Origin of the sequence: Bacillus cereus group sp. BfR-BA-01379, from assembly GCF_022663605.1 — a bacterium.
Classification (GTDB): domain Bacteria; phylum Bacillota; class Bacilli; order Bacillales; family Bacillaceae_G; genus Bacillus_A; species Bacillus_A mobilis.
Genome location: NZ_JAKUFT010000002.1, coordinates 51,575 through 68,718 on the forward strand (window position 1 = coordinate 51,575; position 17,144 = coordinate 68,718).

Below are 17,144 nucleotides of genomic sequence, written 5' to 3' on the forward strand. Positions count from 1 at the left end.
ATATGAAAATTATTGTTCAAAAATTTGGTGGCACATCTGTACGTGATGAAAATGGACGTAAGCATGCGCTTCATCATATAAAAAAATCGCTAGATGCGGGTTATAAGGTAGTTACTGTCGTATCTGCTATGGGCCGTAAAGGTGAACCATATGCAACTGATACTTTGTTAAGTCTTGTAAATCAAGAGGAATCTCACATTTCTAATCGTGAGCAAGATTTATTATTATCATGCGGAGAATTAATCTCAGCAATCGTTTTCTCAAACATGCTAAATGAGAGCGGTATAAAAGCAGCGGCATTAAATGGTGCACAAGCTGGTTTTGTAACAAATGATGATTTTACAAATGCTAAGATTATCGAAATGAACTGTGATCGTATACATGAAGAGCTAGAAAATGTAGATGTAATCGTCGTTACAGGATTCCAAGGACAAACGAAAAAAGGTGATACGACAACACTTGGACGCGGAGGTAGCGATACTTCAGCTTCTGCATTAGGTGTTGCGCTTCATGCTGAATTTATTGATATCTTTACAGATGTAGAAGGTGTTATGACTGCGGATCCTCGCATCGTAAAAGATGCACGTCATCTTCAAACGGTAACATACAATGAAATTTGTAACATGGCATATCAAGGTGCAAAAGTCGTTCATCCACGTGCAGTTGAAATTGCAATGCATGCCAAAGTACCACTTCGTGTACGTTCTACGTATTCTGATAGTGAAGGTACGCTTATTTCAGCATCGGACGGTGCGACAAAAGGCCGTGATGTAGAAGAACGTCCTGTTACAGGTATCGCTCATGTATCAAATGTGACGCAAATTAAAGTGCTGGCAAAAGAAACAGCATATGATTTACAACAGCACGTGTTTAAAGAAATGGCGAATGAAGGAATCAGTGTCGATTTAATTAACATTTCACCTACTGGGGTAGCTTATACGGTGAGTGATAGTGTATCAAGTCGTGCGGTTGAATTATTAAAAAACCTTGGATATGAGCCAATTGTGACAGAGCATTGTGCAAAAGTATCTATTGTAGGAGCTGGAATGGCAGGGTACCCAGGGGTTACTGCGAAAATCGTTACAGCTTTAGCGGAAAAAGGTATTCAAATTCTGCAATCGGCAGATAGCCATACGACAATTTGGGTTCTTGTAAAAGAAACTGATTTAGTGGAGGCTGTAAATGCATTACATAGTGCGTTTGAGCTTTCAAAAGAAAAGCAACTGGAACAATAAGGAGTGAGACCATGATAGATTTTGGGACAATTGCAACCGCGATGGTAACTCCGTTTGATAAAAACGGAAATATCGATTTTGCAAAGACAACGAAATTGGTAAATTATTTAATAGATAACGGTACAACAGCAATCGTGGTAGGAGGAACGACAGGCGAATCTCCTACATTAACTTCAGAAGAAAAAGTAGCGTTATATCGCCATGTCGTATCTGTTGTCGATAAAAGGGTGCCCGTAATCGCTGGAACAGGTAGCAATAATACGCATGCTTCTATTGACTTAACTAAAAAGGCAACAGAAGTTGGTGTTGATGCAGTAATGCTAGTAGCACCGTATTATAACAAACCGAGTCAAGAAGGAATGTATCAGCACTTTAAAGCAATTGCTGAAAGCACGCCGCTTCCGGTTATGCTATACAACGTTCCAGGACGATCTATTGTACAAATCTCCGTTGATACAGTTGTTCGTTTATCAGAAATAGAAAACATTGTTGCGATTAAAGATGCAGGCGGCGATGTGTTAACAATGACAGAAATCATTGAAAAAACAGCGGACGACTTTGCAGTATACAGCGGTGATGACGGTTTAACGTTACCAGCTATGGCAGTTGGAGCGAAAGGTATCGTTTCTGTAGCATCTCATGTGATTGGAAATGAAATGCAAGAAATGATTGCAGCATTCCAAGCAGGTGAATTTAAGAAGGCGCAAAAATTACATCAATTACTTGTAAGAGTAACGGATTCATTATTTATGGCGCCAAGCCCAACGCCAGTAAAAACAGCGTTACAAATGGTTGGATTAGATGTAGGTTCTGTACGTTTACCACTTCTTCCGTTAACAGAAGAAGAAAGAGTAACGTTACAATCTGTTATGCAATCTATCCCTCGTTAATAAAAAATGACCTAGTGTAGAACTAGGTCATTTTTTATTGGTAAGAAAATCTTTGCCGCTCTTTTCTTACTTACATGAATACTTATAAGATTATTAATCGCTTTTTCATTATGTATTGCAATGTGTATAAGAAAATAATTGTACCCCTTTAAAAGGATCAAAAAATCATAGTTATTATAGAATAAACATAATAAACCACCGCTTCTGTTTTTTAGAGAAATCCCCTCAAAGGTGACGTAATTCATAAAAAAACTCCATTTTTTAAGTGTTTTTGTTCAATTCTAGAAAAATAAGTATTGAAAATCCATATTATGAAATGAATTTAGCGTATGTATGGCTATTTCTTCAAAATAATATGGAGTATAAAATCGAAGTAAATATAAAGGAAATACGTTCGATACTTTTGTTATAATTCCGTTCTTTTACCTATTCTTTCGCACGATTTAACTTGTGTTCTATTTCTTGTATCAGGTATAATATGGCTAAGTAGCTTAGTACGGGTATGCTTAGCAAAATTGGTAAAAATTATAATTTGATTACATTTTCATATCATATCGAATAAGATATTTGATTTATATAATGAAAGAGAGGTGAAACCTGGTTTAAAAAATAAACAAGGACATGATATCGCATAACGGTAAGGACATTCGTCTTGGACGGTGAATATATGGTGGTTGTAGAGTTTCCCCTGGTGTCTCTGCAATTTTAGTGAAATCAGTGTTTGAAAGATTTTTAAACCAGGCAACAACATGAAGAGAAAAGAGAATGAGTCTGTTAAAGTATTTGCTCTTGGTGGAGTAGGTGAAATCGGGAAAAACATGTACTGTGTTGAAATTGATTCTGAAATCTTTATTGTAGATGCAGGGTTAATGTTCCCAGGAGATGAAATGTTTGGAATTGATATCGTTATTCCTGATATTACATATTTAGTGGAAAACCAAGAGCGAGTAAAAGGTTTATTTATTACTCACGGTCATGAAGATCATATCGGTGGTATTGTTTACGTACTTCGTAAATTATCCATTCCAGTGTATGCAACGAAATTAACAGTAGGACTTATACAAGAAAAACTTGGCGAAGCGGGTATGTTAGGCCGTGTAGACTTAAAAACAATCGATTCAAATTCAACAGTGGAGTTTAATACTACAACGGTGTCATTCTTTGGAACGACACATAGTATTCCAGATTCTGTTGGTGTTTGTTTCCATACATCAAAAGGTGCGATTGTATATACAGGAGACTTTAAATTCGATCAAACTCCAATTGGAAATAGTGGAGCAGATCTTGGGAAAATGGCACAAATCGGAAATGAAGGCGTACTGTGCTTATTATCTGATAGTACAAATGCTGAGCGTCCAGGCTATACAGGTTCTGAAAAAGAAGTTGGAGTAGAAATTTCTAAAGTGTTCTACGGCGCAGAAGGACGTATTATCGTTGCTTCATTTGCATCGAATGTACATCGTATTCAACAAGTATTTGATGCAGCTGCTGAAACAGGACGAAAAGTAGCGGTTGTAGGACGTAGTATGGTGAAAGTGGTAGATATTGCAAGACGTCTTGGTTATTTAGATGTTCCAGAAGGTATGGTTATTTCACTACAAGAAGTAGACAATTTCCCAGAGAAAAAGGTAGCTATTTTAACGACAGGTAGCCAAGGGGAACCAATGGCGGCCCTTTCTAGAATGGCGAAGCAAGCTCATAAACAAATTTCAATTCGTAAAGGTGATACGGTTATTATTGCGGCTTCTCCAATTCCGGGTAATGAAATATCTGTATCGAAAATTATTGATTTGTTATTTAGAGCGGGAGCTGAAGTTGTTTATTACGGTGAAAGAAAAGTTCACGTTTCAGGTCATGGTAGCCAAGAAGAATTAAAATTAATGTTAAATTTAATGAAACCGAAATATTTTGTACCCGTACATGGTGAGTTTCGTATGCAAAAAGCACATGCATATTTAGCTGAAGATGTAGGTATTGCAAGAGAAAATATCTTTATCGTAGAAAAAGGCGATGTAATCGGTTTTGGTGACGATGAAGCGAACTTAGTTGGTAAAGTGCAAGCGGGCAATGTATTAATTGATGGATTAGGTGTAGGTGACGTTGGTAATATCGTTCTTCGAGATAGAAAAATGTTATCTCAAGATGGAATATTAGTAGTTGTTGTAACACTTGGTAAGGATGAAAAGAAAATTGTTTCTGGTCCAGAAATCATTTCACGTGGTTTTGTGTATGTACGTGAATCAGAAGCGTTAATTGACCGCTCTACAGAGATTGTACGTATGATTGTTGAGCAATCAATTAAAGAATATTCAATTGAATGGTCTATGTTAAAACAAAATATTCGTGAATTATTAGGACAGTTCTTGTACGAAGAGACAAAGAGAAAACCTATGATTTTACCGATTATTATGGAAGTATAAAAAAGATCACCTTTACGGGTGATCTTTTTTCTTTTTTAACTCTATCGAATGAAATTTATAACTTAAGAAATAATAGTTATATACGAGTGAAAGGGGATGCGATATGACAGAACGTGATCGTTATACAAATGAAGGGAAAGAGGCTGAGCCGAAAGAAATTGGAAAAGAAGCTTCAATAGTGGAAAAAATTCAACAGCTTGGACAAACAAATGTACCACAAATGAATGAATCGCGTATTCATTGTTTAACAATCATTGGACAGGTGGAAGGTCATGTTCAGTTGCCGCCGCAAAATAAAACAACAAAATATGAGCATATTATTCCGCAAATTGTTGCGATAGAACAAAATCCGAAAATTGAAGGCTTACTTTTAATATTAAACACGGTTGGTGGTGATGTTGAAGCAGGGCTAGCAATTTCTGAGATGGTAGCTTCGCTTTCAAAGCCAACAGTCTCTCTTGTTCTAGGCGGAGGACATTCTATCGGTGTACCGATTGCTGTCTCCACGGATTATTCATTTATTGCGGAAACTGCGACAATGACAATTCATCCTATTCGTCTAACAGGTCTTGTTATAGGTGTGCCGCAAACATTTGAGTATTTAGATAAAATGCAAGAAAGAGTTATTCGATTTGTGACGAAGCATTCGAAAGTAACGGAAGATCGTTTTAAAGAGCTTATGTTCGCGAAAGGGAATTTAACGCGAGATATTGGTACGAATGTAATTGGTGGAGATGCAGTGAAGTATGGTCTTATAGATGATGTCGGTGGTATCGGAAATGCGATTCGAAAATTGAACGAATTAATAGATGCACGTGGGGATGATCGTGCAGAAGGGACAATGTTACAATGATTTTATATACAATTATGCCAGAGCAACTTGTCTATCCAGCCGATTATTCGCAATGTGAAAGCCAAAAAGTTGTAAATATAAACGGTGTTGAGTTAATGGTTTCTGAAGAAGAACATGGATATTATTCTATTGTACGTGTGCTAAGTACGGATCCGCTTCACTACTTAGAGTTTGAGCCTGGTCAGAAAATAACCTTTTAGCAAAAAGAAGGATTTTGTTTAGAAGCTATGGTATAATATAAAAAACAAGACGGTTGAGCAGCCATGAGAGGGCTGCTTTCTTCTGTTTATTTAACAATTTACAAGAAGTGTAAAAATAGAAGATGTAAGACCTGAAAAAATAGAGAAAACAGACATATAAGTAGAGCTTTTTTCAGGAAGCTCTATTTATATGTAGAACACGAGGTGAAGAAATGGCAAAACAAAAGCAAAGAGGGACGAAGGCAAAAGCAAGACGCACGATAAAGCCAACTTTGTATTATGAAATCGTCGGTTTAACTCTTTTTGCACTTTCAATCATTACGATTTTACAGCTAGGCGTTGTAGGAAAATCGTTTGTGTTATTTTTTCGCTTCTTCTTTGGTGAGTGGTACATAATTGGTGTGTTAGGTGTAATAGCTTTATCGGTTTCGTTTGTTATCAAACGTGGATGGCCGAACCTTTTAAATAAACGGTTAATCGGTTTTTATTTAATAGTATTGGCGATATTAATGTTTAGTCATATTACATTATTTAACCTACTTACGAAAGATGGAGCAGTGCAAAATACTTCTGTTATTGTGAGTACGAAAGATAACTTCTTTCTTGAAATGAAAAAGGGTCCAGATAGCGTTCATTTAGGCGGTGGTATGTTTGGCGCGCTTATGTTCGCGACATGTTACTTCTTATTTGATGAAGTAGGAGCCTATATTATTGGAATTATTTTAGTGATTCTAGGCATACTTTGTATAACAAATAAGCATATTGGGGAAGTACTTGCCCCTGTAGGAAGAATCCTTAGAAGTCAATTTGAAGTAATGCAAGGGGATTATAAAGATTGGAGATCCAAAAGAACGGCTGAACAAACAGAAAAGAAAAAAACAACGAGAAGCACAAGGAGCAAACGTGCTGCAGAACAAGAAGAAATTATTGAGCCGATGGAAGAAATCTCAATTGATCCTCCCATTATTTCGAATTTCACTGAGAATTATCCAGTAAATGAAGAAGAGGATAAACGAATTGGCGAAATACAGGAAGTAGAGTTGATAACTTCACCGTCTATTGAAGAGGCTCCGCCTGTTGAAGAATCTAAGAAAAAGCGTGGAGAAAAAATCGTTGAATCGCTAGAGAGTGAAACACAAGCACCTCCTATGCAATTTTCAAATGTAGAAAATAAAGATTACAAGCTTCCTGCACTTGATATATTGAAATTTCCTAAGAACAAGCAAGTTACAAATGAAAATGCAGAAATTTATGAGAATGCTCGTAAATTAGAACGTACATTCCAAAGCTTTGGAGTGAAAGCGAAAGTAACAAAAGTACATAGAGGTCCTGCAGTCACAAAATATGAAGTATATCCTGATATGGGAGTAAAGGTAAGCAAAATCGTTAGTTTAAGTGATGATTTAGCACTTGCTTTAGCTGCGAAAGACATTCGTATTGAGGCACCAATTCCCGGGAAATCAGCTGTAGGGATTGAAGTTCCGAACTCAGAAGTTTCTATGGTAACACTTAGAGAAGTCCTTGATTCTAAGGCTAATAATCATCCAGAAGAGAAGTTGTTAATTGGTCTTGGACGAGATATTACAGGTGAAGCTGTATTAGCCCGTTTAAATAAAATGCCCCATTTACTAGTAGCTGGTGCGACGGGTAGCGGGAAAAGTGTATGTATTAACGGTATTATTGTTAGTATTTTAATGCGTGCAAAACCACATGAAGTAAAATTAATGATGATTGATCCGAAAATGGTAGAGTTAAATGTATATAACGGTGTTCCGCACTTATTAACACCAGTTGTAACTGATCCGAAAAAAGCATCACAAGCTTTGAAAAAAGTTGTGAGCGAGATGGAGCGTCGTTATGAGTTATTTGCTCATAGTGGCACGCGTAATATTGAAGGGTACAATGACTATATAAAAGAACATAATAGTCAATCAGAAGCGAAACAACCGGAATTACCTTATATTGTAGTTATTGTGGACGAGTTAGCAGATTTAATGATGGTTGCTTCATCGGATGTAGAGGATGCGATTATGCGTCTAGCGCAAATGGCTCGTGCGGCTGGTATTCATTTAATTATTGCAACACAACGTCCTTCAGTTGATGTTATTACGGGAGTTATTAAAGCGAATATTCCATCACGTATTGCATTCGCTGTATCTTCTCAAACAGATTCTCGTACAATTCTTGACGGTGGTGGTGCAGAGAAACTACTAGGTCGTGGAGATATGCTGTTTATACCAATTGGTGCATCGAAGCCTGTACGTGTACAAGGTGCATTTTTATCAGATGATGAAGTTGAGAGAGTTGTAGAATATGTTATTGGTCAGCAGAAAGCGCAATATCAAGAAGATATGATTCCGCAAGATGTTCCTGATACGAAGCAGGAAGTAGAAGATGAATTATATGATGAAGCAGTTCAGCTCGTAGTGGAAATGCAAACAGCATCTGTTTCTATGTTGCAACGTAGGTTTAGGGTAGGTTATACGCGAGCTGCCCGTTTAATTGATGCAATGGAAATGAATGGTGTAGTAGGTCCGTATGAAGGTAGTAAACCACGAGAAGTGCTCATTAATGATGTGCAAGAAAAAAGTTCGTAAAAAAAGCCTAATTGTTTTTACAATTAGGCTTTTTTATATACTGGTTTTGTTATATACTATATTCAGTAATTAAGAAAGGGCTTACATTCAGAGAGGTTCTTTAGAATACGAATGCTTTGAATATGTTTTTAATGAATGTTCGATATTTAATGTAGAAAAATGTTAAATTTTGTTGACACGTATGGGAGCAAGTGGTAAGATTACTTCGAAAAGAATCACTGCCTCATATAATCTTGGAGATAAGGTCCATAAGTTTCTACCTGGCAACCATGAATTGCTGGACTATGAGGGGAAAAGTGTGTAACAAAGGATGTAAGAGATCTTTGTGCCGAACTTTTTCTCGAAATGAGGAATGTTTATGGTGCAAAGTTTTTTTTATGCAGTAAAGAGTGAAAATTTCATTTTAAAAAATTATTAATATTTATTCGACAATTAAGCTTATTTTTAGTATTTAGCAATTTTTATTATGTTGTAAGTTGAAAAAAGAGAAAAGAAGTCTTACATCAGAGGTCGAATAATTGAAATGCGGGGGAGTCTTATGTCAGTAAAATCCGATAGTCGTCACCTATATTTACGGGTGATTGATCACATCAAAGAAAAAATTAAAGATGGAGCTTACAAAGAAAGACAGAAGTTACCATCAGAGTTTGATTTAGCGAAAGAACTTGGTGTAAGTAGGGCGACTTTAAGGGAAGCGCTGCGTATTTTAGAAGAAGAAAATGTTGTCATTCGTAGACACGGTGTAGGGACATTTGTAAATGCAAAGCCGTTATTTTCTTCTGGGATTGAACAACTTTCTAGCATTACAGATATGATTTCTAGTGTGGGGAAAACACCAGGAACTATCTTTCTATCATCATCTACAACAAGTTTAACAGAAGAAGAAAAAGAGAAGTTTAATAGTGACGATGGTTTTAATGCAGTAATGATTGAGCGTGTGCGTACAGCAGATGGGGAACCTGTTGTATATTGTATCGATAAACTTGCAAAAGAAATCTTGCCGGATTTATCGGGATACAACGAAGAATCATTGCTTACAGTGATACATAACAATACGCATAAACGTATCACATACGCGGTTGCACACATTGAGCCAATTGGCTATCATCCGAAAATCTCACCGATTTTAGAATGTGAACCAGAAACAGCACTGCTAGTTTTAAAACAAATGCACTATGATCAAAATGATGAGCCAATCTTATATTCTATCAATTACTTTAGAGCTGACAAGTTTAGCTTCCACGTATTAAGAAAACGTATGTAGGTAAGTTCCATTTTAGGGAGGTGACAGCAAGAAGTTAGGGACAGCAGCGTAAGAATAAAGATATATATATAATTTCAGGAGGGGTTTCTAGTATGAAGAAAAAAACAGGTCTTTTATTATCATTAACATTAGCAGCAAGCACGGTTTTAGGTGCATGTGGTAACTCGGATAAGTCGAGCAGTGACAAGAAAGAAGATAAAGAATTCAAAGTTGGTATGGTAACAGATGTTGGGGGCGTTGATGATAAATCATTCAACCAATCTTCTTGGGAAGGTTTGAAAAAGTTTGGTAAAGATAATGGATTAAAGGAAAAAACAAATTATCGTTACCTACAGTCTGAAAAAGAAGCAGATTATATTCCGAACTTAAAGAAATTCTCAAAAGATAAGTATGATTTATCTTTCGGAATCGGTTATAAATTAGAAGGTGCAATTAAAGAAGTTGCAAAAGAATCTCCAAAACAACAATTCGCAATCGTTGATACTGTTGTAGATGCACCAAACGTAACAAGTATTACATTTAAAGATCATGAAGGATCATTCCTTGTGGGTGCGGTAGCAGCTATGTCAACAAAATCGAATAAAGTAGGATTTGTTGGTGGAATGAAGAGTGATTTAATTAGTAAATTCGAAAATGGATTTAAAGCTGGTGCAAAGGCAGTAAATCCAAATATTGAAATCGTATCTGAATATGCGGAAGCATTTGATAAACCTGAAAAAGGTACAGTTCTTGCATCAGCAATGTATGGTCAAGGTGTAGATGTAATTTATCATGCTGCTGGTGGTACAGGTAATGGCGTGTTCACTGAAGCGAAAAACCGTAAGAAAAAAGGTGAAAATGTTTGGGTAATCGGTGTTGACCGTGACCAAAACCAAGAAGGTATGCCTGAAAACGTAACATTAACTTCAATGGTAAAACGTGTAGATATCGCTGTTGAAAAAGTAGCACAAGAAGCGAAAGATGGTAAATTAAAAGGCGGTAAAGTAGAAGCGTTTGGCTTAAAAGATGACGGTGTTGGTATAGCAAAAACAACTGACAACGTGAAAAAAGTTAACCCTGAAATTTTAACAAAAGTAGAAGAGCTTGAAAAGAAAATTACAGATGGTGAAATTAAAGTACCAGCTACAGATAAAGAGTATAAAGAATATGAAGCTTCTCTAAAAAAATAAATAGAGAAATAGCAAAGGTTAGTTCATAGAACTAACCTTTGTATGTATAAAACTTCCAAATTGCTTAATAAGTTAATAGTGTAATAGGGGAATGTTCCCTGTTAAAAGGAGGAACACAATGGAATACGTAATTGAGATGAATAACATTACGAAAGTATTCCCAGGCATTGTAGCGAATGATGACATTACGCTGCAAGTAAAGCAGGGAGAAATACATGCTTTACTTGGAGAAAATGGTGCAGGGAAATCCACATTGATGAATGTACTATTTGGTTTGTATCAACCGGAACAAGGTGAAATTAAAATTAAAGGAAAGTCTGTAAACATTACCAATCCAAATGTGGCAAATGACCTTGGTATTGGAATGGTTCATCAGCACTTTATGCTTGTTCATAATTTTACAGTTACAGAGAATATTATTCTCGGAAATGAACCGAAGAAAAAAGGGAAAATTGCTGTTGAGGAAGCTGCTAAAGAAATTCAAAAACTGTCTGAACAATACGGATTAGCTGTAGATCCATATGCGAAAATACAGGATATTTCAGTTGGTATGCAGCAGCGTGTAGAGATTTTAAAAACACTTTACCGTGGTGCAGAAATTTTAATATTTGATGAACCGACAGCTGTATTAACACCGCAAGAAATTCATGAGCTAATTCAAATTATGAAGAAGCTTGTACAAGAAGGAAAATCTATTGTTCTTATTACACATAAGTTGAAAGAAATTATGGAAGTTTGCGATCGTTGTACGATTATTCGTAAAGGAAAAGGAATTGGAACGGTTGACGTTGCAAATACGGATGAAAATAAACTTGCAGAATTAATGGTCGGACGTCAAGTGAATTTTAAAACAGAAAAAATAGACGCGAAGCCAAAAGAAGAGGTACTTTCAATTGCAAATCTTGTTGTTCACGATGCACGTCAACTACCTGCTGTAAAAGGCCTTGACTTAACTGTTCGTGCGGGGGAAATTGTTGGAATTGCAGGGATTGATGGAAACGGACAAAGTGAATTGATAGAAGCAATTACTGGTTTACGAAAAGTTGAGTCAGGTTCTATTGCAATTAAAGGAAAAGAAATAACAAATTGGCCTGTTAGAAGGATAACGGAAGAAGGAATTGGTCATATTCCAGAAGATCGTCATAAACACGGCCTTGTTCTTGATTTTTCTGTTAGAGATAATATAGTGCTGCAAACGTACTATAAAAATCCGTTTTCAAAGAAAGGGATTTTAAATTTTAGTAAAATTACAGAAAAAGCAAAGGCACTTATTGAACAGTTTGATGTACGTACACCTAGTGAGCAAACGTTAGCGCGCGCTTTATCTGGGGGGAATCAACAAAAAGCGATTATTGCACGTGAAGTAGACCGTGATCCAGATTTATTAATCGCGGCACAGCCAACACGTGGTTTAGATGTAGGAGCAATTGAATTTATTCATAAGAGATTAATAGAGCAGAGGGATAAAGGAAAAGGTGTATTACTTTTATCTTTAGAGTTAGATGAAATCTTAAATGTTAGTGACCGAATTGCTGTTATTTATGAAGGGAAAATTGTAGCAATTGTTGATGCGAAAGAAACGAATGAACAACAGCTTGGATTGTTAATGGCTGGAGGAACAAAGAAGGAGCAGGTGGGTACAAATGGCTAAAAAACTTTTAACAGAACGAACGATAAATATTTTAGTCCCAGTACTATCCGTTATTTTCGGCTTACTTGTCGGAGCAATTGTAATGCTAGTTAGTGGCTATGATCCGATTGTTGGTTATAGTGCACTTTGGACAGGAATGTTCGGTAGCCCAAGTGCAATAGGTGAAACGCTTCGTACAATGATTCCACTTATTCTTGCCGGCTTATCAGTGGCGTTTGCATTTCGTACAGGTTTATTTAATATCGGGGTAGAGGGTCAATTACTAGTTGGTTGGCTTGCAGCTGTTTGGTTCGGTTATGCAGTTTCGCTACCAGCTGTTCTTCACATTCCGTTATCTATTTTATTTGCAGCATTGGTAGGTGGGATTTGGGGTTTCATCCCTGGATATTTAAAGGGGAAATTTCAAGTTAATGAAGTTATTGTAACAATTATGATGAACTATATTGCGTTATACGTAACATATGACATTATTAAGCGTTTCTTGCACGAGGGTAATGATAAAACGTACGACATCAAAGCGAGCGCGTCATTATCTTCAGACTGGCTTGCTGCCATCACTGATGGTTCGCGCCTTCACTGGGGAATTGTTGTAGCAATTTTAATCGCTATTTTAATGTGGTTCTTATTAGATCGAACAACTTTAGGGTATGAATTAAAGTCGGTAGGATTTAATCAACATGCTTCCCAATATGCCGGTATGAAAGTTTCTCGCAATGTAGTATTCTCTATGACAATTGCTGGTGCATTTGCGGGGATTGGTGGTGCGATGGAAGGGTTAGGAACATTCCAAAGTATGACAGCAATGTCTTCGTTTACAGGAGTAGGATTTGACGGAATTGCCGTAGCCTTACTTGGGGGGAATAATCCGTTTGGTATTATCCTTTCAGCTTTATTATTTGGTGGTTTGAAAAGTGCTTCCCCTCAAATGAACTTTGAGGCAGATGTACCATCAGAGCTTATTAATGTGATTATTGCATGTATCATCTTCTTTGTTGCATGTAGTTATGTGTTAAGATGGGCGCTTACACGCATGAGCAAGGAGGGGAAATAAATGAGCTTTTTAGATATATTAGCCATTCTTGTGACGGGTACATTATATACATCAGCACCTATAATTTTTACAGCACTAGGTGGTGTATTTAGTGAACGATCAGGTGTTGTAAATATCGGATTAGAAGGACTAATGCTATTTGGTGCATTTATTGGAGTTGTTACAAACTTATTAATGGGTGATACATGGGGAACGATGACTCCGTGGATTGCGTTATTATTTGCGGCAATTGGTAGTGGATTATTTGCATTACTTCATGCGGTAGCATCTATTACATTCCGAGCGGATCAAGTTGTAAGTGGTGTAGCGATTAACTTCTTATCTCTTGGATTAACGGTATTTGCAATTAAGAAGATTTTTGATAAAGGACAGACTGACTTTATTCAGTACCGTATTGAAAAGATTGATATTCCAGGCCTTTCGGATATTCCGGTTTTAGGGAAGATATTCTTCTCGAACGTACCGATAACGTCGTATATTGCTATTATTTTAGCATTCGTTGTTTGGTATGTTATTTATAAAACACCGTTCGGTCTTCGTCTTCGTGCGGTTGGTGAGCATCCAATGGCAGCTGATACGATGGGGATTAACGTATATAAAATGCGCTATATTGGTGTTTGTATATCAGGTGTGTTTGCTGGAATTGGTGGAGCAATTTTTGCAATGTCAATTTCTAATAACTTCTCAGGGGCAACTATTACTGGACAAGGTTTCTTAGCGTTAGCTGCTATGATCTTTGGAAAGTGGAATCCACTAGGTGCATTAGGTGCAGCGCTATTCTTTGGTTTTGCACAATCGTTAAGTGTAACAGGTGGAACAATTCCTGTATTAGATCAAATTCCGAGTGTTTTATTAACGATATTACCGTATGTATTTACAATATTAGCACTTGTTGGTTTTGTAGGTCGTTCTGAAGCTCCGAAAGCATTAGGAACACCTTATGAAAAAGGAAAACGATAAGTATAAAAAAAAGCTCGCACATTAGTGCGGGCTTTTTTACATAGACTATATTTAATACGGAATTTTACGATGTTCCTTACAAATGAAAGTTTTTAGAAAGAGCCTAATGTAAGTATAGTGAGGAAGAAAAGTTGATTTTTCATTTCTAAAAACTGTATATTGAAGAGGAATATTCCTACATACGTAAAGGAGGGCTATAAATGAAACTAATGGAACAACAGCTACATGAGTTAGGTGGTTTACGAGTACATATTATTCCAACAGATAAATATAAAACAAATACTTTTGTATTTCGTTTGAAAGCACCTTTAAATGAGGAGACGGTGACAGAGCGTGCCCTATTGCCATACGTATTACAAAGTGCGACAGAAAAGCTTCCTTCTGTAATTCGTCTTCGTCAATATTTAGAAGAATTATACGGATCTTCTTTGGCAGTAGATGTAAGTAAAAAAGGTGAAGACCATATTATCTCTATTTATGTGGACATTGCAAATGAAGTATATTTACATGATGCGCCACCGTTATTTGAAAAAGCACTTTCTATGTTATCGGATATAGTTTTACATCCAGCGACAGAGGGGAACGGTTTTCTACCTTCTATCGTAGAAAGTGAAAAACGCGCGCTCTTGCAACGAATTGAAGCTACGTATGATGATAAAATGCGCTATGCAAACGAGCGTTTAATTGAAGAAATGTGTAAAGTAGAACCATATCGTTTAAGTGCAAATGGGAAAAAAGAGAGTGTTTCTTCTATTACAAATGAAAGTTTGTATCAATATTATCAAAAAGTGTTAGCGGAAGATGAAATGGATCTATACATTATTGGTGATATTTCAGAAAATGCAGTGGATCTTGTAAGTAAGTATTTTTCTATTTCAGCGCGTTCTGCGAGAGAAAGAAATGTACTTCTTCATAAGAGAAATAATGAAGAAAAAGAAGTTGTAGAAAAACAAGAATTAAAACAAAGTAAATTACACATCGGTTATCGTACGTTTATTACGTATAAAGACGAAGATTATTTTGCACTGCAATTGTTCAATGGGCTGTTTGGAGGATTTTCTCATTCGAAGTTATTCGTTAACGTCCGTGAAAAAAATAGTTTAGCGTACTATGCAGCATCCCGCTTTGAAAGTCATAAAGGCTTATTATTTGTCATGTCAGGAATTGAAGCGAAAAATTATGAAAAAGCTGTTGAGATTATTAAAGAACAAATGTTAGCGATGCAAAATGGTGATTTTTCTGAAGAAGAGATGCACCAAACGAAAAGTGTCATTCAAAATCAAATATTAGAGGCGATTGATACACCGCGTGGATTTGTGGAAATGCTGTATCATGGTATTATTTCAGAGCGTACGCGTCCGGTTGAAGAATGGCTTACAGGCATTGAAAGTGTGACGAAAGAAGAGATAGTGAAAGTTGCTAAAAATATTGAACTAGATACAATTTACTTTTTACAAGGAACGGAGGGAGAATAAATGGAGAAAATTGTTTATGAGCAATTAAAAGAGACACTCTATTATGAAAAACTTCCTAATGGATTAGATGTATATATTTTACCGAAGCAAGGATTTAATAAAACATTTGCAACGTTTACGACAAAATATGGTTCTATGGATAATACATTCGTACCATTAGGTAAAGAAGAAATGATTCGTGTACCTGATGGAATTGCTCATTTTCTTGAGCATAAATTATTTGAAAAAGAAGATCATGATGCTTTCCAATTGTTTAGTAAGCAAGGAGCATCGGCAAATGCTTTCACATCTTTCACAAGAACAGCTTACCTTTTTTCATGTACATCAAATGTAGAACAAAATTTAAATACATTGTTAAACTTCGTACAAGAACCTTACTTTTCTGAAAAAACAGTTGAGAAAGAGAAGGGGATTATCGGGCAAGAAATTCAAATGTATCAAGATAATCCGGATTGGCGCTTATACTTTGGATTAATTGATAGCTTGTTTGTAAAACACCCAATTAAAATTGATATTGCAGGGACAATCGAGTCTATTAGTAAAATTACGAAAGACCTATTATATGAATGTTATGAAACGTTTTATCATCCGAGCAATATGTTACTATTTGTTGTGGGGGCAATTGATCCAGAGAAAACAATGGATTTAGTACGTGAAAATCAAGCGAAAAAAGATTATAAAAATCAGCCGGAAATTGTACGTTCATTTGAAGAAGAACCAGATACGGTAAATGAAAAGAAGAAAATTATTTCAATGCCTGTACAAACACCGAAGTGTTTAGTCGGTATTAAAGCGACGAATTTAAAAGAAAAAGGGAACGCTCTTTTAAAACAAGAAATTGCGCTTACGTTACTTTTAGATTATTTATTTGGAAAAAGCTCCGTTCATTACGAATCTTTATATAATGAAGGACTAATTGATGATTCGTTCTCGTATGATTATACAGAAGAGAATAACTTCGGTTTTGCAATGGTAGGCGGCGATACGAAGCAACCTGATGAGCTAGAAGAGCGTTTGAAAGGTATTTTATTAAATACCAATTATGATCAATTAGATGAGTCGGCATTAGAACGAGTAAAGAAAAAGAAAATAGGTGGCTTTTTACGCTCCTTGAATTCACCGGAATATATTGCAAATCAGTTTACACGATATGCATTTAATGAATCAAGTTTGTTTGAAGCATTAACGGTATTAGAAGGGTTAACTGTTCAAGATTTACAAGAAGTAGCGAAAACATTATTATCAGAAGAAAGAATGAGCGTTTGTCAGGTTTTACCGAAGAAATAAAAGGTTTTATAAAAATACCCTCATCTTATCATAGAGAAATGATAAGATGAGGGTATTATTTAGTTGTATGAAAATGAGTTTGTAAAGATAAG

At 36.1% G+C, this 17,144-nt stretch carries 13 protein-coding genes and 1 riboswitch; all 13 genes read left to right on the plus strand.

All coding sequences use genetic code 11. From position 1 onward, the window contains the following. Window positions 1–2: 2 nt before the first annotated feature. Window positions 3–1,235: an aspartate kinase gene (dapG, locus tag MR113_RS01235; protein ID WP_063260407.1), complete on the plus strand. Its 1,233-nt coding sequence runs from the start codon at window positions 3–5 to the stop codon at window positions 1,233–1,235. Window positions 1,236–1,246: 11 nt separating this feature from the next. Further along, window positions 1,247–2,125, plus strand: a complete 879-nt coding sequence (dapA, locus tag MR113_RS01240; protein ID WP_000564777.1) for a 4-hydroxy-tetrahydrodipicolinate synthase — start codon at window positions 1,247–1,249, stop codon at window positions 2,123–2,125. A gap of 749 nt (window positions 2,126–2,874) precedes the next feature. Continuing rightward, window positions 2,875–4,545 (plus strand): ribonuclease J, encoded by a 1,671-nt coding sequence (locus MR113_RS01245; protein WP_000823086.1) that lies wholly within the window; start codon window positions 2,875–2,877, stop codon window positions 4,543–4,545. 103 nt (window positions 4,546–4,648) lie between these two features. Beyond that, entirely contained in the window at window positions 4,649–5,398 is a 750-nt protein-coding gene (tepA, locus tag MR113_RS01250; protein WP_242250701.1) for a translocation-enhancing protein TepA, read from the plus strand. Further along, a complete protein-coding gene (locus tag MR113_RS01255; protein WP_000605027.1) occupies window positions 5,395–5,598 on the plus strand; it encodes a YlzJ-like family protein in 204 nt (67 codons plus the stop codon). Before tepA ends, MR113_RS01255 begins: the two co-directional genes overlap by 4 nt. A 212-nt stretch (window positions 5,599–5,810) precedes the next feature. Further along, window positions 5,811–8,195 carry a DNA translocase FtsK gene (locus tag MR113_RS01260; protein ID WP_242250702.1) on the plus strand — a complete coding sequence of 795 codons (2,385 nt, stop codon included), beginning with the start codon at window positions 5,811–5,813 and terminating at the stop codon, window positions 8,193–8,195. 203 nt (window positions 8,196–8,398) lie between these two features. Further along, window positions 8,399–8,500: riboswitch (purine riboswitch) on the plus strand. Between the two features lie 233 nt (window positions 8,501–8,733). Then, window positions 8,734–9,459 (plus strand): GntR family transcriptional regulator, encoded by a 726-nt coding sequence (locus MR113_RS01265; protein ID WP_061678186.1) that lies wholly within the window; start codon window positions 8,734–8,736, stop codon window positions 9,457–9,459. 92 nt (window positions 9,460–9,551) lie between these two features. After that, window positions 9,552–10,628: a BMP family lipoprotein gene (locus tag MR113_RS01270; RefSeq protein WP_242250703.1), complete on the plus strand. Its 1,077-nt coding sequence runs from the start codon at window positions 9,552–9,554 to the stop codon at window positions 10,626–10,628. A gap of 118 nt (window positions 10,629–10,746) precedes the next feature. Then, the gene (locus MR113_RS01275; RefSeq protein ID WP_000456925.1) at window positions 10,747–12,279 is read left to right on the plus strand and encodes an ABC transporter ATP-binding protein; all 1,533 of its coding nucleotides are present in this window, start codon (window positions 10,747–10,749) and stop codon (window positions 12,277–12,279) included. Further along, the gene (locus MR113_RS01280; RefSeq protein WP_001085261.1) at window positions 12,272–13,330 is read left to right on the plus strand and encodes an ABC transporter permease; all 1,059 of its coding nucleotides are present in this window, start codon (window positions 12,272–12,274) and stop codon (window positions 13,328–13,330) included. The genes MR113_RS01275 and MR113_RS01280 overlap by 8 nt, the downstream gene beginning before the upstream one ends. Beyond that, window positions 13,331–14,290, plus strand: a complete 960-nt coding sequence (locus MR113_RS01285) for an ABC transporter permease (RefSeq protein WP_000008857.1) — start codon at window positions 13,331–13,333, stop codon at window positions 14,288–14,290. A gap of 200 nt (window positions 14,291–14,490) precedes the next feature. Next, window positions 14,491–15,765, plus strand: a complete 1,275-nt coding sequence (yfmF, locus tag MR113_RS01290) for an EF-P 5-aminopentanol modification-associated protein YfmF (protein WP_242250704.1) — start codon at window positions 14,491–14,493, stop codon at window positions 15,763–15,765. After that, window positions 15,766–17,052 carry an EF-P 5-aminopentanol modification-associated protein YfmH gene (gene yfmH, locus MR113_RS01295; RefSeq protein ID WP_242250705.1) on the plus strand — a complete coding sequence of 429 codons (1,287 nt, stop codon included), beginning with the start codon at window positions 15,766–15,768 and terminating at the stop codon, window positions 17,050–17,052. It abuts the gene before it with no gap. The last annotated feature ends 92 nt before the right edge of the window (window positions 17,053–17,144 follow it).

Bases quoted from the DNA above. Each gene is read 5' to 3' on its own strand.
- dapG (WP_063260407.1), top strand. From the start codon at position 3: ATGAAAATTATTGTTCAAAAATTTGGTGGCACATCTGTACGTGATGAA.
- dapA (WP_000564777.1), top strand. From the start codon at position 1,247: ATGATAGATTTTGGGACAATTGCAACCGCGATGGTAACTCCGTTTGAT.
- MR113_RS01245 (WP_000823086.1), top strand. From the start codon at position 2,875: ATGAAGAGAAAAGAGAATGAGTCTGTTAAAGTATTTGCTCTTGGTGGA.
- tepA (WP_242250701.1), top strand. From the start codon at position 4,649: ATGACAGAACGTGATCGTTATACAAATGAAGGGAAAGAGGCTGAGCCG.
- MR113_RS01255 (WP_000605027.1), top strand. From the start codon at position 5,395: ATGATTTTATATACAATTATGCCAGAGCAACTTGTCTATCCAGCCGAT.
- MR113_RS01260 (WP_242250702.1), top strand. From the start codon at position 5,811: ATGGCAAAACAAAAGCAAAGAGGGACGAAGGCAAAAGCAAGACGCACG.
- MR113_RS01265 (WP_061678186.1), top strand. From the start codon at position 8,734: ATGTCAGTAAAATCCGATAGTCGTCACCTATATTTACGGGTGATTGAT.
- MR113_RS01270 (WP_242250703.1), top strand. From the start codon at position 9,552: ATGAAGAAAAAAACAGGTCTTTTATTATCATTAACATTAGCAGCAAGC.
- MR113_RS01275 (WP_000456925.1), top strand. From the start codon at position 10,747: ATGGAATACGTAATTGAGATGAATAACATTACGAAAGTATTCCCAGGC.
- MR113_RS01280 (WP_001085261.1), top strand. From the start codon at position 12,272: ATGGCTAAAAAACTTTTAACAGAACGAACGATAAATATTTTAGTCCCA.
- MR113_RS01285 (WP_000008857.1), top strand. From the start codon at position 13,331: ATGAGCTTTTTAGATATATTAGCCATTCTTGTGACGGGTACATTATAT.
- yfmF (WP_242250704.1), top strand. From the start codon at position 14,491: ATGAAACTAATGGAACAACAGCTACATGAGTTAGGTGGTTTACGAGTA.
- yfmH (WP_242250705.1), top strand. From the start codon at position 15,766: ATGGAGAAAATTGTTTATGAGCAATTAAAAGAGACACTCTATTATGAA.